Source organism: Niabella hirudinis (assembly GCF_051201075.1).
Lineage (GTDB): Bacteria > Bacteroidota > Bacteroidia > Chitinophagales > Chitinophagaceae > Niabella > Niabella hirudinis.
The window spans coordinates 186,902-210,487 of the sequence record NZ_JBPEHJ010000009.1; the positions used below are offsets into that span (position 1 = coordinate 186,902).

Consider the following 23,586-nt stretch of genomic DNA (forward strand, 5'->3'; position numbering starts at 1 on the left):
ACGGCTGTTTTTAATGTAGAAAAGTCTAAAGTTTTCTATGTCTTCTATGTTTGTTTATTTCCCGCGGCGGCGCAAAGGAGCAGGGACGCAGCGGTTTTCCCGGCAGATGGCTGCTGCCATTTCAGAATCTCTCTGTGGCAAACAGAGGCGCAAAGGGAAATGGGAACCTTTGTGGCGCTTTGTGTCTTCGGGCCTTCGCGGCGGCCGTTTTACATCCGTTCCCGCTCCTCCTGGTTGCTATGGGTATGCTCCGTTGCCGGCATCCCTTTTTTGCCAAATTTAAAGATCAGGGTCAGCGAAAAATTCCGGTTCAGCTGCAACACGGCATAACGCTGCCGGATGCCGTTGATTACGGTTGTATAAGACGGGGCGCTGGTGCCCAATATATCCTGCACGTTGGCGTTAAGTGATAGTTTATTTTTAAATAATTGCGCATTCAAACCGAGGTCTATATTGTAGTAGGCATCGGACTGGTTTACCAGCGTTACTTCCCGGAACTGGTACCAGAAATTTACGGCGGCGGCTAAGGTTTTACCGGGGTTTAAATACAGGTTGTTGCTGCTGGAAAAATAGGCGCCCCAGCCTTTCTTGCCCTCAACATAATCCAGTTTTGATTTTCCGCTGGTATGATAGAGGTTAAAGAGGTTATTGCTTTCCCACCACCGGATAGCGGAGAAGTTATAGGTTTCAGAAATGCCGAAACGTGTACTGTTGACAAAATTTTTGGGAGTGCGCATCACAAAATTGGTGTCCGCACGTGCAATGGTGATATCATCAAATCCATTGTTGGTAAGGGCCACAAAGAAAGCGCTGGTGAGCTTGTTGTCATAATTGTGCTGCAGCTGGAAATTGCTGTTGTATTCCGGTTGCAGGAAGGGGTTGCCCTCATAATAGCTGTATGCTGTAAGTATGGAAATGTAGGGGTTCAGGTTCCAGAATGTAGGACGGCGTACCCGCTTGTTGTAGCTAAGGGCAAAGCTGTTCTGGTCGTCTTTTTTAAAATTGATCAAGGCATTGGGGAATAATTTTACGTAGTTGTTGGCATTGCCCTGTTGCCGGGTATAAGAGTAGCCGTTGGTTTGGGTAAGCTCTCCCCGCAGGCCCGCCTGGAAGGTCCAGTTGCCCGCGTCGCGGCTTCCATTTAAATAGAGCGCCTGGGTATTTTCATTGTATTTATATTCATTGCTTAACCGGGAATCAAAATTTTTGTCGCCGCCGGACACACGGTAATAACGCATGTTGTTGTAGGTTTCAATAAAATTAATTTTACCGCCCCATTGCAGTTTGGCTACCCTTGTGGGAAACTCCATATCCGCCTTTAATGCGTAGATGTTGATGTTCTGCATGGTGTTGTTGTAAAAGAGTGCGGTTGAGGGAGCAATCAGCGCGCCTTCCGGTGTAAAGGTTTTTGCAATAACATCGGATTCATCTGTACGGTAAAAAGTAAGGAAACTGCCATCCATTGAAAAGGTTTTGCCGGTGGTATCCAGTTTTGTTTTGTAGTACAGGCTATAGGATTGTGCTTTTGCCAGGGGAATATAGGTTGCGTAGGTGGTTAATACCGAATCGGCTTTGCCCTGTCCATTGTAAAAGGGATTGCGCACATAGTCGGCACCCCCTTCGTAATATCTTGAAAAGCCGGCGCTGAAGCCAATCAGCGATTTTGACGAAAGCTGGTAGTCGGCCCCTGCATTCAACACCAGATTGTGCTGCTTATAATCTCCGGTATCGCTCATCACCCAGGAGCGGTCCGGGTAATATTCTTCCCAGCGGAAGCCGTACTTATGGCGGATCCGGAAAAGATTGCCGTTGGCATAAAGATTCCATTTTCCGGAATTGTAATTGATATTGCCGGTAACATCCATGCCGGGGTATTGCTGCCATTGTTTATAACCGGCCTGTATGCTGCCATTGTAGCCCTGTTGTTTGCTGCGTTTGGTAATGATGTTGATCAGGCCGGCGTTTCCTGCTGCGTCATAAGCGGCAGAAGGATTGGTAATGATTTCGATCTTTGACACATTTGCAGAAGGGATGGATTTTAAATAGTTGACCAGGTCTTTTTGTGAAAGCTGGATCAGCCGGCCGTCCTGCATTAATTGTACTTCTCCTTTTCCGGGAATGCTAACCCGGTCGCTGTTCATTTGCAGGCCGGGGATTTTTCCAAGTGCATCTGCAATATTATTGCCCACAATAGCCAGGTTGTTTGCCAGGTTTACGACTGTTTTGTCAGGCTTTATTTCGATCAATTTTGCTTTACCTGTTACGGTTACATCCTTTAACAGGGTATTACTGCGTGTGAGAACGATCCGAAGCGTAGTATCGCCCTGCAACTGAAGGGCCAGCGCCTGGTCCAGGTAGCCCACTGCGGATATTTGTAACAGGTATTTCTCCCCGGCCCTGAGGGCATCGATTTGAAAAGCTCCTGATGCATCGGCGGCAATTATTTTTGCGGCCTGGTTACTTCTGTAAAATTCGATAGTGGCGCCGGCAAGCGGCGAATCGGTTTCATCCCCAACGGTGCCTTTGATGGTCAGCTGGCCTAAGCAGATGGTGTTTAATAGAATAACAAAAAACAATACTAAAATCTGTCGCATCCGCCAAAAATAGGGAAACCTGCAAAAATGGAGAATGTAAAATATCGAATATAGAATGTAGAAGTAGTAATTTTCCCCGGTAAGAAGATGGCGATGCCGATGCGGGTATGGAAAAAATGATGTACGACCGGTATAATTAGGGCCTGCTGATTAACTCGAGTATCCAGGCTTTTTTCTTCCACTTTTCTCCCGATGTATCGCATGTGCGTCAAGTTAGGAACAGATCATATTGCCATGAAATGTAGTACGGGTAAGCCTTTCACGTTAAAAAGATCGCACCTTTATTACCCGTATTGTTGCTTACTAACAGGATCAGCGCTGCGCTGCAGCTCCCAGGGCAAAAGTTAACCTGACGCCAATGCGATCAATCGGGAATGAAAAGAGGAGCAACCGACCGAAGGGAGCTCGTAAGGTCCATTAAAAAAATAATAAATCAGCGAATAAAAATCTAGTCCGCCACGGGCAATTCCGCCAAATTGTAATCCAATAGCGGAGGATATTGCGGCTACGGCGGAACCGATAAAATCTGCGTTGCAGGCCTGGTTATGACAGCCTTCCAGCAGCAGCCTTTTGGGCAAACAAAAAGGCTACAAGAAAATTAACTGCAAGGGTTTTGCAGGGTGGCTGCATTTTGCTTGCATCATCTTCGCTCCTTAACAACCAAAACTTATTGTCTTACCGTCTAATTTGCCTGAATACCGGTGAAACAGCAGGCCCTAATTATGCTGGTCCAATGAATAAAAAAGGTGGATCGATTCGTTATAGAATACCGTTCTTTCATAGGGACTTCAGGAAATGTAAAATGCAAAAGTGGATGCTATCAAAAATCAACAAGCTTCTTTTCCTAAAAGAATACTCTTTGTACCTTTTCCCCTGTACCTTTTACATTCTTCATTGGGTATTTTACATTCCCGAAGGGCAGATTACTGATACTCACCAAAAACCTCCACGAGGGTGCCTGCAATTTCTCCCAGGGTGCATTTGGCTTCTACGGCTTCGATCACGGATGGCATCATGTTTTCTGTACCGGAGGCTTTGGAACGGAGCAGCGATAATATGCGATCGCATTCGGATTGATTGCGGTTGTTACGAAGTTGCTCCAGCTTTTGCTTTTGCAGGGCACCAATGCTATCGTCTACTTTGAATATAGGAGTGGTATTGGCTTCTGCTGTTTGAAAGCGGTTGACGCCTACAATGATCTTTTGGTGTGCTTCAATTTTTTGCTGGTATTCGTAGGCGCTGCGCGCGATGGCCTCCTGCATAAAGCCTTCCTCGATGGCTGTAATGCTGCCTCCCATGGCATCTACCTGGTCGATGATTTCCTGCACTTTTTGTTCCATTTCGCGGGTCAGTGTCTCCACAAAATAAGAACCGGCCAAGGGGTCTGCCGTGCCTGCAACACCACTTTCAAAGGCTACAATCTGCTGTGTCCGCAAGGCAATCCGTGCTGCTTCTTCGGTGGGCAGGCTCAGGGCTTCATCAAAACCATTGGTGTGCAGCGATTGGGTGCCCCCCAATACGGCGGCCAGGGTTTGGATGGTGACCCGGGATATATTGTTCTGCGGCTGCTGGGCGGTAAGCGTACTGCCGCCGGTTTGCGTGTGAAAGCGCAGCATCTGCGCCCTGGGGTCGGTAGCGCCCAGGTCCTTCATGATTTGCGCCCACATGCGGCGTGCGGCACGGAACTTGGCTACTTCCTCAAACAAGTCGTTGTGCGCATTAAAAAAGAAGGAGAGGCGTTTGCCAAATACATTTATGTCGAGCCCTTTGTTGAGGGCAGCCTGCACATAGGCTTTGCCGTTGCTGAGGGTAAAAGCAATTTCCTGTGCTGCCGTGCTGCCGGCCTCACGAATGTGGTAACCGCTGATGGAAATGGTATTCCACTTGGGCAGCTCTTTGGAGCACCACTCAAAAATATCGGTGATGATGCGCATGGAAGGCTTTGGCGGGTAGCGGTAGGTGCCGCGGGCCGCATATTCTTTTAGAATATCATTTTGGATGGTGCCGGAGATTTTGGAAAGATCCGCACCCTGTGTTTTGGCCTGCGCCACATACAGTGCCAGTAAGATAAAAGCCGTGGAATTGATGGTCATACTGGTAGACACCTCCTCCAGCCGGATGCCGTTAAACAGTTCCGCCATGTCTTCAATACTGTCGATGGCCACGCCCACTTTGCCTACTTCGCCTTCCGCCAGGGGATGGTCGCTGTCGTAGCCGATTTGTGTGGGCAGGTCAAAGGCCACGCTGAGCCCCATAACACCCTGCGATAATAAATAGTGGTATCGTTTATTGCTTTCTGCGGCCGTGCTGAACCCTGCATATTGCCGCATGGTCCATAAGCGGCCGCGGTACATATCGGGTTGTATGCCGCGGGTGAACGGGAATTGGCCAGGCTGCCCGGGTTCCTGCTGGGGCGCATCTGCGGCTGTATACAGGGTATTTACCGGTATATTACTGTCTGTATAAATCTTTTTTGCTTCCATTTTTTATTTTGATACTCGATGCTTGATGCTCGATACTCGATGCTCGATGCTCGATACTTGGCGCTCGATGCTTGCTTCTCGATGCTGATCCAGTATCCAGTATCCAGCATCCCATACCGGGTATCCCCGCTTGTTTTGCATCAATTTTAAGGCTGTAAATATATGAACACTTGTTCGTTTAAGAAAACTGTCTTTTATATTTGCAGGACTTAAACGATGCACGTATGGATTTTCAATTGTCAGAAGAACAGCAAATGATCCGGCAGGCTGCCCGCGATTTTGCCAACCAGGAATGTTTGCCGGGGGTCATAGAGCGCGATGAGCAACAAAAATTTCCAAGGGAACAGATCGAAAAACTGGCCGACCTGGGTTTTATGGGCATGATGGTAAAACCGGAATATGGCGGCGCCGGGCTGGATACGATCAGCTATGTGCTGGCTATGGAGGAAATTTCGAAAGTAGATGCCAGCGTAAGTGTGTGCATGAGCGTAAACAACAGCCTGGTTTGTTACGGACTGCAGGAGTTTGGTACCGAAGCCCAGAAACAGCAATACCTGGTACCGCTGGCCCAGGGCAAAAAGGAAGGACAGTTGTACATTGGTGCATTTTTACTGAGTGAACCGGAAGCGGGCAGTGACGCTACCTCGCAACAGACAACGGCGGAAGATAAAGGAGATCATTATCTTTTGAACGGTACCAAGAACTGGATCACCAACGGCAGCAGCGCTTCGGTGTACCTGGTGATCGCGCAGACCGACCGGTCGAAAGGCTCCAAAGGCATCAATGTATTTGTCGTGGAAAAAAGCTGGCCTGGTGTAACGGTGGCCGCCAAGGAAAATAAAATGGGCATCCGCGGAAGCGATACGCATACGATCCTTTTTTCGGATGTGAAAGTGCCAAGGGAAAACCGGATCGGGGAGGATGGGTTTGGATTTAAGTTTGCCATGAAAACCCTGGCCGGGGGGCGCATTGGAATTGCTTCCCAGGCGTTGGGTATTGCGGGTGGCGCCTTTGAACGGGCCAGGGATTATGCAAAAACCCGAAAATCTTTTGGAACAGAAATTATGAATCACCAGGCCATTGCCTTTAAACTGGCAGATATGGCGCTGAAAATAGAAGCCGCGCGGCTGCTGTGCTTGAAAGCAGCCTGGGAAAAGGACCAGCACCTGAATTATGATATCAGTTCCTCGATGGCAAAACTGTATACATCCGAAACGGCCATGTGGGCTGCCGTGGAAGCCGTGCAGGTACACGGGGGCTATGGCTTTGTAAAAGAATATCATGTAGAGCGGCTGATGCGCGATGCCAAGATTACCCAGATTTATGAAGGCACCAGTGAAGTACAGCGGATCGTGATCAGCCGGGGAATTTTGAAGTAACACATTTTAGTTCCAGGTTTCAAGTTTGAGGTTTAAGGTTTCAGTAAGGTTTCAAGTTCCAGGTTTCAGGTCGGATTTCGCCTTGCACTCGATGTTTGGAGGCATTTTTTATACTTCATGTACAAACTTCTCACTACTCGCCATTCCCTATTTCCTGTATAATATGGACCAGGAGGAAGATCAGGGAGAGCATTAACGGCATCTTCATTTCCACATTTCCACATTTTCAAATTCCATTTTTTTCTGCACAACCGTTTGCGCATTTTTTAGCCATACATAATCTGTATTTTCCCGCATCATCAAATTATTAAAACTATGAGGATCGGGCTGCTTATTGCTTGCTTTTTGGGTTGGTTGGTTGCGAGGGCGCAAACTCCGGATATGATACAGGTCGAAAAGGATCTGGCTGTTTTTAAAACGCCGATGGCATTACAGCTAAAAAAGAGGGTAAAGAAAAAAGACATTGAAAAAATACAGGATCCGCAATTGAAGGCTGCGGCCTTATTAATGGCAGATAAGAAGTATGATGTGGACTACCGTATGGCGGACTACCCTGCATGGCTGAAACCAACCACCCTGGGCCGGGAACTGACGATTGGGGATGGCTATAGCAAGTATGAAGGCATCACGGGTATCTATCTTCCCGTGGGAAGGCAGGTGGTGCTGGTTGATGGTATTGCCGAAGGAAAAGAAGTACGGCTGCTGGTGCCCAACTGGAACCGGCGTGCCCCGGAGGGGGTAGAACCTACAAAGGACCCCGCGGGCTGGGGAATCAAACGGCAGGTATTCCCGCTGAAGAACGGCGTGAACATCATCGAACTGGAAAAGCACGATGGACTGGCTTATATTGATTACTATTCTGATGAGCCCGAAAAAGAGCGGCCCATCCGGGTTCATTTTGTGAACGGGAAGGTGAATGGCTATTTTGATATCGCAAAAAATAATGATGCAGACTGGAACCGGCTGATCGATCATGCGGTGTACCCGGTGATCGATGCAAAAGGACGCCATATCCAGATTGCCTACCCGGCGGAGGATTGCAAAAAATATGCATACGGAAAGGGAGTGGAACTAATCAGCAACTATGATTCGCTGGTATATCGTCAACACCGGATCCTGGGACTGATCAAATACAATAAAGTGCCCAAAAATCACATCCTGGCGCGGGTTAACTATAACTACTATATGTTTCGCGATGGGGATGGGGTGGCCTATATGGGCACCAAGCCGGGCAACGCGATGCCGCTGGTGGTAGATCCCGCCCGGGTAATTAAAGGCGACCCCTGCTGGGGCTTTAGCCATGAAGTGGGGCATGTGCACCAGCTGCGGCCCTACCTCAACTGGGGCGGGTTGGGTGAAGTAAGCAACAATATTTTTTCGCTTTACGGAACCACGTCTTTTGGAAACAAAAGCAGGGTGTCTGAACAAAAAAATTATCAGAAAGCACGCGACAGCATTATTGCCCGCGGAATCTGCTACCTGCAGGATAATGATGTGTTTAACCGGCTGATCCCCTTCTGGCAGCTGCAATTATATTTTACGGGGGCGGGTGCAAATCCTGACTTTTACCCCGATCTTTTTGAAGCATTCCGGCAGCAGGGAGCAGCCGAAAGCAATAAGGAGCACCGTTCCGGGGGCTGGGGTAACCGGGGCAAAAATCCTGCACTCTATCAGCTGAACTTTGTAAAGACGGTTTGCAAAGTGGGAAAGACGGACCTGACGGATTTTTTTGAAAAGTATGGCTTTTTTTATGTGGGATCATTTAAGATCGGCGATTACGGGAACTATGATTATGAACTGACGCAGGAGATGGCGGATGCCTGCAGGAAGGAGATCGCAGCAATGAACCTGCCCAAGCCAAAGGTAGACCTGACCACACTGGAAGATTAACCAGTGGGCTGCGGGCCTTTAGCAATGGGTCAGTCCATGGTGTTTGAGAGTCCGGAATTGATACAGTTTCCTTAACCCGGTCAGTCGGGAGCGGGCCTGATGGCTATCACCCAGGCATCGGGTCCATTATTGAGTTTTCAGGTTTTTTTAAAAGTGTCGCTAATGAAAAAACAGATCATTCTTTGGGCCGTTTTACTGGTTGTCTCGGGTGTTTCGGGACAACCCCCTAAGCCAATCCAGGGCCGTCATACGCCCATGATGGGCTGGGCCAGCTGGAATAACTTCCGGGTTCATATTAATGAACAAATCATCCGGGCGCAAACCGATGCGCTGGTGGCCAGCGGTATGAAAACGGCGGGCTACACGTTTATCAATATCGATGATGGCTTTTACGGGGGGCGGGATCAGGATGGAAGGATAAAGACGCACCCTGTACGCTTTCCCAGGGGAATGGGGGCGCTGGCGACCTATATTCATTCCAGGGGATTAAAAGCGGGCACTTACAGTGATGCAGGCATCAACACCTGCGGTTCTTATTGGGACAAAGATTCCATAGGAATTGGTATGGGACTTTATGGACATGAACGGCAGGACCTGGAGCTGATGCTAAACCAATGGGGGTTCGATTTTATAAAAGTAGACTGGTGCGGCGGTGAATGGCTGGGCCTTGATGAACAAACCCGGTATACAGAAATCGGACGGCTGATCAAAACCATAAAACCACAGGCCCTGTATAATGTATGCCGCTGGAAATTTCCGGGTAAATGGGTAGTAAACGTGGCTAACTCCTGGCGGGTATCCGGCGATATAGGGGAGCAATTTGATGCCATTGCAAAGATCATTGACCTGAATGCTGATCTGTGGCCTTATTGCGGTCCGGGTCATGTAAACGATATGGATATGCTGCAGGTGGGCCGGGGGATGAGCTATGAAGAAGATAAAGCGCATTTTTCTATGTGGTGCATGCTGAACTCGCCCTTACTGGCGGGGAATGATCTTACAAAAATGTCGAAGGAAACACTGGGTATCCTCACCAATGAAGAAATGATTGCTATTAACCAGGATCCCCTGGTATACCAGGCCCGCCGCCTGCGGGACAATGGCGATCAGGAAGTATGGGCCCGGCCATTGAAGCATACCATGAGCGGGGAAGTTGCAGTAGCATTGTTTAACAGGGCCAAAACAAAGGCACTTATTAACTTTAGTCCCGATTCACTAAGCATCAATTCAAAAAAAGGATATACCATGCGGGATTTGTGGAATAAGAAGGAATATTCTCGCTCTGTAAATAAAGAACAGTCGTTTGAGGTGCCGGCACATGGGGTAGTGGTGTTGCGTATAAAAGGTGTATCGCTGCCGTATAATGTGTTCCAGTATAAGTGAAACATAAGAATTAGCCGCTTCTCTGAAGTTGTCTGAAAATAGAACTTTCCTGATACAGTTCCCGCTCCCGATAACCGTCAGCCTTTTTTGGTGTCGCTCTCCCCGGCATCATAACCGTCATTTCACTTGATTTTATCCGATTCGAATCGGGACCGAAAAACGCAGATTCAAAAATGTGCTTCTGCGCACATCTGCGTCCCGACTATCCATCTGAGTCAGGTTAATTTTTGCCCCCGGGAGCTGCAGCGCAGCGTTGATCCTTTTAGTAAACGACCATACGGGTATAAAGGTGCAGTGCACCGGTAATCATTGCGGTTTGTACAAGCTGTGCACAGGAAATTACCGCCGCGCTGCGGCTACGGGAGGTTTTGGAGGTTCATCGTTATAAGGGTCAACGGCGCGCTGCGCCTGTTTACCATTAAATGATACGATTTTTTTGGTCTGAAAGGCTTACCCGCACTGCATTTTGTGGAAATAGACCTGTTCTTAGCTTGATGCGTATGCGGCTATCGGGAGCGGGAGATAATTGTTACTATATTTTTAGAAAATGGCATTTGGATAGTCCTTATAAGCGCTATTGGCGCGTTGTTATCTTTAAAGCCGTGCTTTAGCGCGGCTTTAAAGGGCGCTGTGGTCCCCTGGGTGTCGTAGGTACGGCCTGTCATTATCATGCTCCGAGCATTGTTCTTTGGCTGGCTTGATAAACAGGTTAAAACCCGTTTTTAGACAACCTCTGAGAACCTCTTTAAAAATAGAATCTGTATTTTTACCCCATGTCGGTAAATGAACAGCATTATAAAGCCATTCTGGCAAAGACAAAAGCAGCAGGGGCAACATTGGTAGCCGTTTCCAAGCTAAAACCGGTAAGTGATATAAAAGCCCTGTATGATCTCGGACAACGGGATTTTGGCGAAAATTATGTGCAGGAGCTGGTGGAAAAACAAGCACAGCTTCCGCCAGATATCCGCTGGCATTTTATCGGCCACCTGCAATCCAACAAGGTAAAATACATGGCGCCCTTTGTGCATCTGATCCAGGGAGTGGATAGTGAAAAGCTGCTGATTGAAATTGATAAACAGGCAGGCAAGAACGACCGTGTTATCGACTGCCTGCTACAGGTGCATATAGCGCAGGAAGAAACAAAGTTTGGTTTTGATGGGGCGGAGGTTACGGCACTGATCGACAGGATCGGTTCCGGAGCACTGGTGTTGCCCAATATTCAGGTAAAGGGAGTGATGGCCATGGCAAGTTTTACGGAGGATGCCAATAAGCTGAAGCAGGAGTTCACGGCAATGAAGACAATTTTTGAAAGGAACGCAAAATCTGAAACCCCAAACCTGAAACTTGAAACATTATCCATGGGCATGAGCGGCGATTATGAACTGGCGCTGGAATACGGCAGCACCATGATCCGGGTGGGGAGCCTGTTGTTTGGGGCAAGGACATAAAGGGCCGGGGTTTGAAGGTTGATAAAAAAATATCCTGAGGCGTAAAAGAATAACCCGGATTTGTTAAATTTGGGGTAGAAAAAAATAATCTATGAAACACCTGGCACCCGCGCTATTGTTGCTGGCTACCTGTTGGTCCTGCGCAAAAGACAGATTTCAGCCTTCGCTCCCGGCTGAAGATTCCATGCTTTTAAAAAATTATAACAAGGAGCTTGTTATTGTAAACTGGAACATCGAATGGTTCGGTTCCGGCCGATCGGGTAGTGCTCCTGATGTGCAGGAAGCAAATGCCGGGGCCGTCCTCCGTTACCTGGGCGCAGACTTGTACGGGATCTGCGAAGTGGTGGATACGGCGCGTTTTGGAAGCATGGTCCGGCATTATCTGGGCGATGAATTCCGGTTTGTGATCAGCCCTTATCCAAGAATTGAGCAGAAACTGGCCCTGGTATATAACCGGAATATTTTCAGGAATGCCCGTGCAAGGCCGTTTATGAGCACAAGCGCAACGGCTGCCGTGCACTTTGCTTCCGGGCGTTTCCCATTCCTGTTTACTGCCGATGTGGTGGTGAACGGCCAAAGAAATACCGTGCATTTTATCCTCCTTCATGCAAAGGCAGGTAGCGGAAAAGAGGCTTATGAGCAACGCAGGGATGGCGCCCGTGAGCTGAAAGACAGCCTGGACGCCTATTTTGGGGGACAGCACTGCATGATATTGGGCGACTTTAACGATCATCTTAATGGCAGCATCGTTCCGGATTCGGCATCGCCCTATAAAAATTTTATCGCAGAACCGGCCCGCTATAGTCCGGTTACCTTATCCTTAAATGTTCCGGGATACCAGTCGACTATTAACTTTCCCAATTCCGTGATTGACCAGCAGATCGTCTCGGGGAAAATGATGGATTGGTATAGAAGAGGGTCCGTAAGGGTCAGGACCGATGTGGCGGCTGTGGTTCCGGACTATCCATCCGGCCACACATCTGATCACTACCCGGTATCATCGGTATATCAGGTGGTTGCGGCATCTAATCATGCAACCGGCAAACAGGACCTGAAACCCGTTCGGATTTGCGCCCGTTGAAAATTAAATTTTGGATTTCCCTTTATCGGATTTGTAACTTTGCAGAGGTTCTTTAGTTTATTCATTCACCTTAAAATACAAAAAGATGACACTGATTCAACGTATTGAGTTCTGGGGTGAAAGACATCACCCTGCCTGGATGGATATCGTCCGCATCGCATTGGGCGTTTTCCTGGTTGCCAAAGGGGTTCAGTTTGTTAATAACTACAATGTGCTGATGGACCTTATGCCGGAATGGATGTCATTCAGCGCCTTCCTGACGATCATGGTTGGGCATTATATTGTGGGGGCACATATCCTGGGAGGGGTATTGCTCACATTGGGATTGCTGACAAGGGCGGCCTGCCTGATGCAGCTGCCCATCCTGCTGGGGGCTGTATTCTTTGCCGGAGCGGGCAATGCGCTGCATCCTTTTTCCAACCTGCTATTAACAATTGTGGTGTTGCTGCTGCTGGTTTATTTTTTGGTTGCCAGTAACGGGCCCTGGTCGCTGGACGCTATTCATGCGGGGGAGGAGGAAAAGAAACGGTAGGATCCGCGCAAAATGCGCTTATTGCCGGTATTTTAAATAAAAATAATCCGGAGTCTCCGTTATGTTTGCAATCTCAGGTGCATTGAGGGTATTAAATGAATAAAGATGATCGCAGTTGAACAAATAGAAATGAGCCATCCTTTTTATAAACAGGAACAGGACCTGCGGAACCGTATCCTGCTGCGTCCGATTGGTTTGCCGGATCATGGCTGGGAGATGGACGACCACAAAGCCTGGCATTTTGTAGCAGTGGAAAAGGATGCGGTGGTTGGGTGCGTGATCCTGGTGCCGCTGGCAGATAGAGGGGCGCAGCTAAAGCAGATGGCTGTTGAAACAGGAAACCAATCGCGGGGCATCGGCCGGATGCTGGTTGAGGCATTGCTGACGTTTGCAAAGACGCAGCGCCTGCAGGAGATCATTTGCCATGCACGGGACACCGCGATTCCTTTTTATCTGAAGAGCGGATTTGAGATCTATGGCGAGCCATTTTTGGAAGTAAGTGTGCCGCATCATCACATGCGCATCCCCCTGTAATGCCTGGGCCTAATGAATGCGGTCTCCGCGCAGTTCCATTTCCTGCATGATTACCGCCTCATGCGCCAGCCACTCAGTCCAGCGTTTCCGGACCTTTTCTTTGGGCAGGTATGTTTCTGCCAGTTCAATAAAGAGCGTATAATGCCCGGCCTCGCTTTCCATAAAACGCCGGTAAAATTTGCTCATATAAGCATCGTTCAAACCTTCGCTCAGTCGTTTAAAACGCTCACAGCTGCGCGCTTCAATCATAGCCATGGTCAATAGCTTGTCCAGGAAAAATTCTTCGGGGCTTCCGCCTTTTAACTGGAACTGTAACAGGGCATTTACATATTCATCTTTTCGCTGGCGACCCAGTTTCAGACCTCTTTTTTCCAGCTCCTGCAATACCAGCCGGAAGTGTCCCCATTCCTCGGTAACAATAGGCGCCAATGCTTTTACGAGCTGTTCCTTATCGCTATAACGCTGGATGAGCGAAATGCAACTGGTGGCCGCTTTTTGCTCACAGTAGGCATGGTCGGTGAGGATCGCCTCCAGCGAAATCTCGGCCAGGTTTACCCAACGGGGGTCAGTCGGGAGCTGCAAGCCTAAAATATTCTTTGTGTCCTGAGAAAACTCCATGCCGGCGAAATTAAAGAAATTATATCCGAATAGGCAGGATGAATCAGAGGGAGCCCTTTCATAAGATCGCTAAAAACGGCGGGCAGGGACGAATTGCGATGGATCAATACCCGTTATTCCGTTTTTTATTACTACTTTGGGCAAAAAATCAGACCTCTTGCTGTATGTTCACACTAAACTCACGCCTTGCTGCGGATATATTTGATGGAGAATATATTATAGCCAATTTAGATACAGGACTTTACTATAGTGTACAGGGCCTCGCTGTTTTCCTGCTTAAAGCGCTTCCGTTTGAGGACGAAACAGAGCCGGTCCGTTTTCTTTGTGACGCCATGCCGCAACATGCAACTGCGATTGAAGCGGAGCTGATGCCTGTTTTCCGTCAGTTGCTGGAGGAAGATGTGATCCGGAAAGTGGATGGTACCGGTATTGCTGCCAGGCCACTGACGGATGCTCCGGCTGACTATCAGGCGCCGAAGTTTAATAAGTATGCGGATATGCAGGACCTTCTGATGTTAGACCCGATTCACGATGTGGATGAGGAAGGTTGGGTGGTACAGAAGGATTCCTAAAAATGCAATTGTTTTGACGCTTAATGATTATTTTTCACGTATTCTTTCCCTGTTTACAGCATTGCCGGCCTACTATACCGACTGTTTATTGCTGGCTGGCAGAACTGTGCGGCTGAATACCCCATCTGATATTTTACAAAGCAGGCTGATCCCGGCATTGGCGCATCTGATCGTTGATGCCGGGGATGCGGCTGCCGAACTAACGATCTGGTATGCCGTGGACGCGGATCTGCCCGGTAAGATAACGGCACCGCCATGGTCAGGGTTTAATGCCCAGGGATTCAATACCACACTGGATCAGGAAGAGGTGCAGCTCTTTTTTCAACCCTGGCAACGGCAGCTCTTTCTCTATTCGAGACAAAGCCGTACCGGAATTTATTGGGTACAAACGCCGGAGGATCTTCCCTGGTGGGAGGCCAGCTTTCCTTTCCGGGTCATTTTTCATTTCTGGACACGGGATCTGCCGGCGCAGCTGATACATGCCGGCGCTATTGCCAAAGGAGGCAAAGGGGTGCTGATCACGGGGCCCAGCGGATCCGGAAAATCTACCTCCTGTCTTACACTGCTGCGCTGCGGTTATCAATATCTGGGCGATGATTATGTATGGATCGAATTAGGGAGCGATCCAAAAGTATATACCCTCTATCAAACGGCTAAAGTGGAACCGGAGAACCTCAGGAAGCGCTTTCCGGACTGGATGCCCCATGTGGTCAACAAAGAATTGCTGGAGCAGCAAAAAGCCATTTTTTATGTCAGGGAGCTGTGGGCCGGTTCGTTTATAAACCTTGCAACCCTGAGCGCCGTGCTGCTGCCCAGGGTCATGCACCAGGAACATTCGTGTCTTGAACCTGTAAAACCCAGCCAAACATTGCTGGCTATGGCGCCCACCACCTTGCATCATTTGCCGCACCACCGTGAGGCGGCTTATCAGAAGCTGATGCAGGTTAGCGCGGTATTGCCCGGGTTCCGTTGGAATTTGGGAACCGATCCTAAACGGTTTGAACAATCATTTGATCAATTATATTCAGATGCATTATCCTGAGATCAGCGTTATTATACCCACGTACAATAACGGTCCCGAGCTCTTCAGGGCTGTACAAAGCCTCCTGCAACAGGATCTTGTCCGCAATAGCGGGTGCCAGCTGGATATTATCGTAGTCAATGACGCATCGGGGCCCGTTGCCCGGCCGTTTTTACAGGAGCTTCAGGAGCGGTATCCACAGGTACGGCTTATTTCTCATGCCGTGCAAAAGGGCCCGGCGGCCGCCCGTAATACCGGTATCAGGGCCGCCCTGGGAGAACTGATCAGTTTCCTGGATGCTGATGATGAATGGCCATTGAACAAGCTCAGTCTCCTGCTGCCTGTACTGGAGGATCCGCAAGTGGACGTGGCGGGCGGGAAAATAAAGTACCTGCTCCGGAATGGTACCCCCGATCTTCATATAAAATATGAAGACGATGAAAACCGGCTGAGCCATGTGCACCTGGGGGCCCTGCTTGTGCGGAAGCGTATTTTTGAACAATCGTTCTTTTTTGACGAAAGCCTCCGTTACAGCGAAGATATAGACTGGTGGCTCCGTTTAAAAGAACAGCAGGTTAAGATCATTCTTCTGGAAGCTACCACGCTTTTATATCATGTACATGGCGGTAATATGTCGGTGCATAAAAGTATTAAGGAATTGCAGCTTTTAAAGGTGTTGCATAAAGCGGCACAGCGCAGAAAAAATAATACAAAAATGAGTCACATACCACAGCTCAAAGATTACCGGATCCGGAAGGAAGATCCGTTGATCAGTATTGTCCTTCCCCTGTACAACGGCAAAGATCTGGTAACAAAATCGATCGGGAGTGTGCTTGACCAAAGCTATACCCATTGGGAACTATTGGTGGTTGATGACGGATCAACCGATGGAGGTGCCGAATTTATCCGCGGGCGTTTTCCCCGGGCCCGGATCATACAGCAGCCGAATGCAGGTGTGGCCGCTGCCCGCAACAAAGGGATCAATCATGCCGGCGGGGAGATCATCGCTTTTCTGGATCAGGATGATGAATGGATGCCGGATAAGCTGCGCCAGCAATGGGAGGTGCTTCAGCAGGATCCGTATTGCGCATTTGTTACCTGCAACCAGTATTTTGTTTGTGCAGATGATATTGTACTTCCTGCCAACTTTAGTGAAAAGCTCCTTGAGGAGCACCGGGGGCTGGTGCCCAGCGCGCTGCTGATCCGTAAACAGGCATTGCTGCAGGTGCATAATTTTGATGAATCGCTGGATGTGAGCAGTGATTTTGATCTGATCCGCCGGCTCCGGAAAGCGGGGTTCGCGGAAAAGAATGTAGATCGCCTGCTGCTCCGGAAATGGTATCACGGTGCCAATGCCAGCCTTAACAAAGCCGTAATGCGCAGGGAGATACTGGGTTTACTTCACCGGCAAATCAAAAATCAATGAGCGCCCCGCTGATCGACGTTATTATTGCCGTATACAACGGCCGGCAATTTATTGGCGAGGCCATTGCATCGGTACAGGCTCAAACCTGGAAGGAGCTCCGGATCATTGTTGCCGATGACGGCTCCGAAGATCAGACCACGGCCATTGTTGAATCCCTGATGTTGGATGATCATCGTATTGAGTTATTAAAATACCCGCACCGGGGCGTATCTGCTACACTTAATGCGGCCATAGAATATGGTTCGGCGCCCTTTATTGCCTTTCTGGATGCCGATGACCTATGGGAGGCGGAGAAGCTGGAAAAGCAAATGAAGGCATTACGCACCGGCACGGCTGAAGTCTGTTTTTGCCTGATCCGCGAATTTGAAAGTCTCGCAAAGGAACGGGCAGGCACTCAGCAGGCCCGTTCAGGACCACTAAAGGGATATTCAAAGATCGCCTTTTTAGGAAAAAGAAAACTCTTTGAAACCTATGGCGGTTTTGACCAGCAGGTCCGGATCGGTGATTTTGTGGAATGGTTTAGCCGGATCATAAGGGCCGGCCTGGAGCAGATCATGCTGGAGGAGGTGCTGGCCTACCGCAGGGTACACGATCATAACACGACCCTTGGTGTGGATAAATCAGCATTCCTGGGATTGATAAAAGCGCATTTAGATGAAAAGAGAAAACCTCAAACAGATGCCCGCGGATCGGATCAATAGATATTTGAAGTGGACCGGCTTTCTCCGGATGATTCCCAAAAAGCAATTGCTGTCAACGCTTGCTTACGGGATATTCCGCATAATAGCTGCAACAATATGGCCTTATTTCCTGTACCGGTATCTTAAGGATAGTACATTACCGCATGTTACCGAACTGGTGCCGGGAGTGCTTGCCGTGCTCTTATTATTTATAGGGAGTGGTGTTGCCTCCTACCGGCAATCCGCCATCAATATTGAGCTGCTCAAGACCTTTTCACTGGAGCTTACGGAGCGCATCTGGAAAAAAATGCATGCGCTCAACTGGCTTACCTTTCACCAGCAAAGCCGGGTATACTATTTTGATATGATGATGGTGGAAGCCTGGCGCCTGCGTGGCGCCATGGGTGCAGTACTGGAAGTACTTGCCATTAACGGTATTGTTGCGGTTGCCCTTATTGTGGTGATTGCGCTGATCAGCTTTCCCTTGTTCCTGTTATGCCTGGGTGCACTGGCGGTACTGGGGGGGCTGCATCTTTATTCTATGCGAAAACAGCGTCCCTGTATTCAGCAGTTTCATGCCGCCTGGCGCCGCCAACATCATTGGGTGGCCAAGAGCGTGGATCAGTTCGATCTTATAAAAATGGGCAGGGGGTATGCCCGGTCTGCAAACCAGAACCGGGAGGAAACCGATCAGTTCCTTGAGTCCAATTCTGAAAAGCTCCGCCAGCAATCGCGGTGGCGTATTGCGAATCAGGCGGCGGGCAACCTGGTAAGAGTGCTGATCTTCCTGGTGGGCATATTCTGGCTGCAACAGGGATATGTTCAGTTTAGTGAACTGCTCATTGTACTGTTGCTCGTAAGCGTTGTGCAAAGTAATCTGATGCAGGTTCCCGGAGCGGTAAGCGCACTGATGGAGGGGCAGGATGCGGCGGTTACCCTGTCTGGCTTTTTCGATCTTGTGGAGGAACCGGTTCCGGATCCGGAACCGGTTCCTCCCGGGGCCATCGGACAACTGTCCTTTAAAGGTGTAGGCTATCTGTACAACGGTGGCGCAGGAATACAGGATCTCGATCTGGACCTGGTGCGGGGTAAGATCTACCTGTGGCAGGGACGCAATGGCAGCGGAAAATCCACCGCGGCACACATGCTCCTGGGATTGCTGGAGCCCCAGGAGGGTAGCCTGTTTTTGAATGGGGAGCCGGCCGGCTGGGAGGTATTGAAAACATTGCGTTCCCGGTTTGGTTTTTTAGATCAGGATGCCCCGATATTTATGGGCAGCATTAAAGAGAATACGGTTTTTGGTCATGAGGAACCCGAACGGGCCTGGGCCGGCCTGGGCAGCTCCTGGCTGTATGGCCTGCTGCCTTCGGGCAGTGATCCCAACAGCCGTCATGTAGGTGAACGGGGCGAGGGGTTGTCCGGCGGGGAGGCAAAACGCATCGCGCTGATCCGTGAACTGCTGCGTTCGCATGAGGTGCTGATCCTTGATGAACCGCTCAATCATCTGGATGAATCTGCGATCCGGGTACTGAGGCAGGAGATCGCTCATCTAAAAAAAGATAGGATCATTATTATCATTAGTCATCAACCAGGTTTTGAATCCATTGCCGATGAAATCCGTTCTTTCTGATCCCGTTGACAATCTGAGTGTGGCACAAACATTACTGGTACGTGCATGCCTGGCGGGGGATAAGACCGCGCGGGAAGGGTATGTACGCGCCTGGGAGGATGCCGTGCAGATCATGGAGCTGGATTTTAGTTCTTTGCGGTTGGTGCCCTACCTGCTGCACAAAAATCAGCAGGAGGGGATCCGCTGCCGGCATGATAAACGGCTTAAAGTGATTTATAAGTACTGGTGGCTGCGTACACAGCATATCAGTAACCAGCTTCAACAGGTACATAGGGCCCTCCTGGCTGCGGGTATTGAAGCCGTGGTAATCAAAGGAGCCTCCCTCCGGCAGTATTATGAGCGGGCAGAGTTAAGACCGATGGCCGATTTTGATCTGCTGATCCGGGAACGGCAGCTTCCGGAAGCCTTTGCGGCGCTGCGGCAATTGAACTTTACACCCGATATTTTAGCAATCCGGTGCCTGGAAGAAGTGCCCCGTCTGTCGTCCGATTTTACGCACGCTATTTCCTGCACCAATCAAAGCAATGACACTTACATGGATCTTCATTGGAGGATAGGATCAAACTGTACCCGAAGGTTTACGGACCTGCTATGGGGTAATCTGGCGCCCTGTCCGGCTTTGCCCGGGGGAAAAAAACCTTTCCTGGCCTTTGAGGTGTTTATGATCCTGATTCATGCAGGTGATATGGGGAATAAGGATAACCTGAACTGGGTCATTGATATAGCTGTGCTGAACCCGCAAATGAATGAATGGATCTGGCAGGAGGCCCGGCAGCTGGCCGTTGAAGAAAAAAAAGAAGACCTGTTCGACTATGCCTGTAAAGTATTATTGCAATTGGGTGTGTCGGCTCCCGACCCGGGTGCGGTAAAGATACCCCGCAGGTTGTTTTATAAAACGACCAATAAAGAGGGTATTCTGCAGTGGATCCTTAATGGTCCGCGTACCATGAAGAACCTGATGTATATTGTATGCCGCCTTTACCCAAATATAAACCTGTTGGGAAGGTGTTATCATTTTATAAGAAGCGCAGGGTTTATTTTTATTTCCAAACGGATCCGGAGGCGTATGGAGCTATAGTACATTATAGTACAATAGTGTCAGCCTTCGGGTAAGAACCGATCCGCATATAATCCCCGGCCGTTTTAAGGGTGGCGCCCGGGGTACGGACTGTTACATCCCAGGATCAGGGCGCATTAGCAGGGTTTCTCCGGTAATAACCATATCCTGTGTGTGGCATCCCCGATAAAGGGAACCTGCAATGTTTTTGCATCAGCTGGTGCATTCAGGTAAAAGAGCCGTCTCGTTTTGGAAGTGTGGCCCTCTGGCTGCCTTTCCGCTTGTTTATTTTTGTGTTCCGGTTTTTATTCGGATATTTGATTTTTGTAATGGATTGATATCTAATTATTTAATGTTGGGCAACGCCTCCCAAACGGTGACTGATATTTAATTGGCAATTTCCCTTTTATGCGTTACCTTTGCAGCCAAAATATTGAATAGAAAAAATCGGATGATCCCTTAAAAGTTTAAAGATGCCAATTACAAAAGAAAGAAACGCAGCAATTTTTACCGAATTTGGCGGTAAAGCCACTAACACCGGTTCTATTGAAGGACAGGTTGCTCAGGTTACTGAGCGTATTGCACAGATCAGTGCACACTTAAAAGAAAACAAAAAAGATTTCTCTACACACCGCGGATTGATGCAGCTGGTTGGTAAGCGTAAACGTTTACTGTCTTATTTGCAAAAGCATAACCTGGCTGGTTACCGTGCTTTAATCGAAAAGCTGGGTCTGAGAAAATAAATGCACCATCCCGAAGGGGTATTGGTGAATATTTTATCCGGTTTTTGATTATTGCAGATCAATGCTATTATAATATCTATTCCCAATGTCCATCGGATATTGGGAATAACTTTTTATCGCCGGGGCGCTTTCAGAAAATAGCATTTGCCAGAAAGAAATCACAACCGTCCTGGCCGGAACACCAATAACGGATCGGCGTTCTGTACCAGAACTGCGGCGGGTTCTGATGCCGGAACAAGAACAATAATCGGAGCCAGCGTAAGCATTCAGGACCAGATCCATAATTAATAATAATTTCAAATTTATTTTATGTTACAACAGCCTATAAGAAAGGTATTTGATATAGGAGATGGAAGGGAAGTGACCATTGAAACCGGTCGCCTTGCCCGCCAGGCCGATGGTTCCGTAACGGTAACCATGGGCAAATGCATCATCCTGGCTACGGTAGTAGCTAATAAAGAGCCCAAAGAGGGCCAGAGTTTTTTCCCGTTAACAGTAGATTACCAGGAAAAATTTGCTTCAGCGGGGCGTATCCCGGGTTCCTTCTTTAAAAGAGAAGGCCGCCTGAATGATTACGAAGTACTGGTTTCGCGCCTGATCGACCGGGCCCTGCGTCCGTTATTTCCTGATGATTACCTCTGCGATGTGCAGGTACTGATCACATTGGTGAGCAGCGACCCGGAAATTATGCCGGATGCATTGGCTTGCCTGGCTGCTTCCGCAGCACTGGCGGTTTCGGATGTGCCTATTAAGGAGATCATCAGCGAAGTGCGTGTGGGCCGTGTAAATGGCGCCTTTAAAATCAACCCAACCCGCTCCGAAATGGAGCAGTCTGATATGGACTTCATCATCGCGGCTACTGAAAAGAACCTGATGATGGTGGAAGGCGAGTCGGAAGAATGTAGTGAAGACGACCTGGTGGCAGCCCTGGCAGTGGCGCATGATGCAATCCGGATCCAGATCAAAGCCCAGGAAGAACTGCGCGATTTAAAAGGCATAGCTGGTAAACGTGATTATACAAAACCGGCTCAGGATGAAGTGCTTCGCGAAAAAGTATACAGTTTTGCAAAAGATAAGGTTTATGCTGTTTCCAAAGGAAAGCTGAGCAAGCATGAGCGTACTGACCAGTTTGCTGCTATTGAAGAAGCATTGCTGAAAAGCTTTGAGGAAGCTGCTACGGAAGAAGCGCCTTTTACCGGCGATCAAAAGAAAATGGCAAAGGGCTACTATCATGATTTGCAATATGATGTGGTACGGGATATGATCCTCGATGAGCGTGTTAGGCTGGATGGCCGGGCGCTTACCGAAATCCGCCCGCTGGATATGGAAGTAGATGTATTGCCTTCTCCACACGGATCTGCATTGTTTACCCGCGGTGAAACACAGTCGCTTACGACAGTAACATTGGGTACTGCTTTAGATGAACTGCTGATTGAATCTGCTGCCAAATCAGTATATTCCAAATTTATCCTGCATTACAATTTTCCTCCGTTTTCGACTGGTGAGGTAAAAATGATGCGGGGCCCCGGCCGTCGCGAGGTAGGACACGGAAACCTGGCCATGCGCTCACTAAAGCAAATGATGCCCAAAGATGGAGAGGATTTTGGTTACACGGTACGCGTGGTAAGCGATATTCTTGAGTCGAACGGATCCAGCTCCATGGCTACAGTTTGTGCCGGGTCACTGGCATTAATGGATGCTGGTGTACCGCTGCCCAAACACGTTTCGGGTATCGCGATGGGGTTGATTACCAAAGAAGATAAGTTTGCTATCTTAAGCGATATTTTGGGTGATGAAGATCACCTGGGTGATATGGATTTTAAGGTGACCGGTACCCGCGATGGTATCTGCGGTGTGCAGATGGATATTAAGGTAGACGGATTACCGATGGAGGTGATGAAACAGGCGCTGGAACAAGCCAAGGCCGGCCGTCTTCATATCCTTGAAGCGATGTACACAGCTATTCCGGGAGCACGTGAGGAAGTGAAATCGCATGCGCCGCGCGTGGTGAAGATGTTCATCGATAAGGAATTTATTGGCGCGGTGATCGGGCCAGGCGGTAAAGTGATTCAGGAAATGCAGCGGGAAACCGGTACTACCATCAATATTGAAGAAGTAAACAATCGCGGTGAGATCAGTATCTTCGGTGTAGAAAAAGCCGCAGTTGAAAAAGCTGAAAACTGGATCAAGGGTATTGTTGCCGTACCGGTGGTAGGCGAGGTTTATGATGCCGTGGTAAAAGGGATCAAGGAATTTGGAGCGTTTGTTGAATTCCTGCCTGGAAAACAAGGGCTGGTGCATATCAGCGAAATCAGCTGGAAACGCCTGGAGACCCTTGAGGGTGTGGTAAAAGAAGGCGATTCCATGAAGGTGAAACTGATTGGTACCGATCCTAAATCCGGAAAATTCAAATTATCCCGCAAGGCGTTAATTCCCCGTCCGGAACGCAAAGAAGGCCCCGCTCCGGAAAATAATTAATCGATCGTTAAACGCTATTATAAAGACTTTCGCTCCG

18 protein-coding genes are annotated in these 23,586 nt (G+C 48.9%); 15 read left to right on the forward strand and 3 right to left on the reverse strand.

The annotated features are described in order from the left end of the window. Positions 1 to 209: 209 nt before the first annotated feature. The gene (locus GGU45_RS16855; RefSeq protein WP_435226704.1) at positions 210 to 2,594 is read right to left on the reverse strand and encodes an outer membrane beta-barrel protein; all 2,385 of its coding nucleotides are present in this window, start codon (positions 2,592 to 2,594) and stop codon (positions 210 to 212) included. Between the two features lie 923 nt (positions 2,595 to 3,517). Further along, positions 3,518 to 5,077 carry an acyl-CoA mutase large subunit family protein gene (locus tag GGU45_RS16860; protein ID WP_435226706.1) on the reverse strand — a complete coding sequence of 520 codons (1,560 nt, stop codon included), beginning with the start codon at positions 5,075 to 5,077 and terminating at the stop codon, positions 3,518 to 3,520. Positions 5,078 to 5,301: 224 nt separating this feature from the next. Here GGU45_RS16860 and GGU45_RS16865 point away from each other — a divergent pair, with 224 nt between their 5' ends. The 7 genes from GGU45_RS16865 to GGU45_RS16895 all read left to right on the forward strand — a co-directional run bounded on the left by GGU45_RS16865 (position 5,302) and on the right by GGU45_RS16895 (position 13,324). After that, entirely contained in the window at positions 5,302 to 6,456 is a 1,155-nt protein-coding gene (locus tag GGU45_RS16865; protein WP_435226707.1) for an acyl-CoA dehydrogenase family protein, read from the forward strand. 381 nt (positions 6,457 to 6,837) lie between these two features. After that, positions 6,838 to 8,346, forward strand: a complete 1,509-nt coding sequence (locus GGU45_RS16870) for a M60 family metallopeptidase (RefSeq protein ID WP_435226709.1) — start codon at positions 6,838 to 6,840, stop codon at positions 8,344 to 8,346. 162 nt (positions 8,347 to 8,508) lie between these two features. Beyond that, complete coding sequence (locus GGU45_RS16875) at positions 8,509 to 9,729, forward strand: glycoside hydrolase family 27 protein (RefSeq protein ID WP_435226711.1); 1,221 nt, start codon at positions 8,509 to 8,511, stop codon at positions 9,727 to 9,729. A gap of 773 nt (positions 9,730 to 10,502) precedes the next feature. Further along, on the forward strand, positions 10,503 to 11,177 hold the full coding sequence (locus GGU45_RS16880) for a YggS family pyridoxal phosphate-dependent enzyme (RefSeq protein ID WP_435226712.1): 675 nt from the start codon (positions 10,503 to 10,505) through the stop codon (positions 11,175 to 11,177). Between the two features lie 91 nt (positions 11,178 to 11,268). Further along, positions 11,269 to 12,258, forward strand: a complete 990-nt coding sequence (locus GGU45_RS16885; protein ID WP_435226714.1) for an endonuclease/exonuclease/phosphatase — start codon at positions 11,269 to 11,271, stop codon at positions 12,256 to 12,258. Between the two features lie 85 nt (positions 12,259 to 12,343). Next, entirely contained in the window at positions 12,344 to 12,790 is a 447-nt protein-coding gene (locus tag GGU45_RS16890; RefSeq protein ID WP_435226715.1) for a DoxX family membrane protein, read from the forward strand. A 105-nt stretch (positions 12,791 to 12,895) separates the two neighbouring features. Further along, positions 12,896 to 13,324, forward strand: coding sequence for a GNAT family N-acetyltransferase (locus tag GGU45_RS16895; protein WP_435226716.1), 429 nt, complete (start codon positions 12,896 to 12,898; stop codon positions 13,322 to 13,324). 9 nt (positions 13,325 to 13,333) lie between these two features. On the opposite strand, the gene GGU45_RS16900 is transcribed toward GGU45_RS16895, so the two are convergent. Further along, the gene (locus GGU45_RS16900; protein ID WP_435226718.1) at positions 13,334 to 13,942 is read right to left on the reverse strand and encodes a MiaE family protein; all 609 of its coding nucleotides are present in this window, start codon (positions 13,940 to 13,942) and stop codon (positions 13,334 to 13,336) included. Positions 13,943 to 13,980: 38 nt separating this feature from the next. Between GGU45_RS16900 and GGU45_RS16905 the strand changes: the two genes are divergently transcribed. From GGU45_RS16905 to pnp, 8 genes are all read left to right on the forward strand, one after another. Then, entirely contained in the window at positions 13,981 to 14,514 is a 534-nt protein-coding gene (locus GGU45_RS16905) for a hypothetical protein (RefSeq protein ID WP_435226719.1), read from the forward strand. Positions 14,515 to 14,527: 13 nt separating this feature from the next. Next, positions 14,528 to 15,556 (forward strand): HPr kinase/phosphorylase, encoded by a 1,029-nt coding sequence (locus GGU45_RS16910; protein WP_435226720.1) that lies wholly within the window; start codon positions 14,528 to 14,530, stop codon positions 15,554 to 15,556. After that, positions 15,543 to 16,961 (forward strand): glycosyltransferase family 2 protein, encoded by a 1,419-nt coding sequence (locus GGU45_RS16915; RefSeq protein WP_435226722.1) that lies wholly within the window; start codon positions 15,543 to 15,545, stop codon positions 16,959 to 16,961. The genes GGU45_RS16910 and GGU45_RS16915 overlap by 14 nt, the downstream gene beginning before the upstream one ends. Beyond that, positions 16,958 to 17,662 (forward strand): glycosyltransferase family 2 protein, encoded by a 705-nt coding sequence (locus GGU45_RS16920; protein WP_435226724.1) that lies wholly within the window; start codon positions 16,958 to 16,960, stop codon positions 17,660 to 17,662. The genes GGU45_RS16915 and GGU45_RS16920 overlap by 4 nt, the downstream gene beginning before the upstream one ends. After that, the gene (locus tag GGU45_RS16925; protein ID WP_435226726.1) at positions 17,616 to 19,271 is read left to right on the forward strand and encodes an ATP-binding cassette domain-containing protein; all 1,656 of its coding nucleotides are present in this window, start codon (positions 17,616 to 17,618) and stop codon (positions 19,269 to 19,271) included. Before GGU45_RS16920 ends, GGU45_RS16925 begins: the two co-directional genes overlap by 47 nt. Next, complete coding sequence (locus GGU45_RS16930) at positions 19,252 to 20,349, forward strand: nucleotidyltransferase family protein (protein WP_435226728.1); 1,098 nt, start codon at positions 19,252 to 19,254, stop codon at positions 20,347 to 20,349. Before GGU45_RS16925 ends, GGU45_RS16930 begins: the two co-directional genes overlap by 20 nt. A 452-nt stretch (positions 20,350 to 20,801) precedes the next feature. After that, positions 20,802 to 21,071, forward strand: coding sequence for a 30S ribosomal protein S15 (gene rpsO / locus GGU45_RS16935; protein ID WP_435226730.1), 270 nt, complete (start codon positions 20,802 to 20,804; stop codon positions 21,069 to 21,071). Positions 21,072 to 21,380: 309 nt separating this feature from the next. Continuing rightward, a complete protein-coding gene (gene pnp, locus GGU45_RS16940; protein WP_435226732.1) occupies positions 21,381 to 23,549 on the forward strand; it encodes a polyribonucleotide nucleotidyltransferase in 2,169 nt (722 codons plus the stop codon). Positions 23,550 to 23,586: the final 37 nt, after the last annotated feature.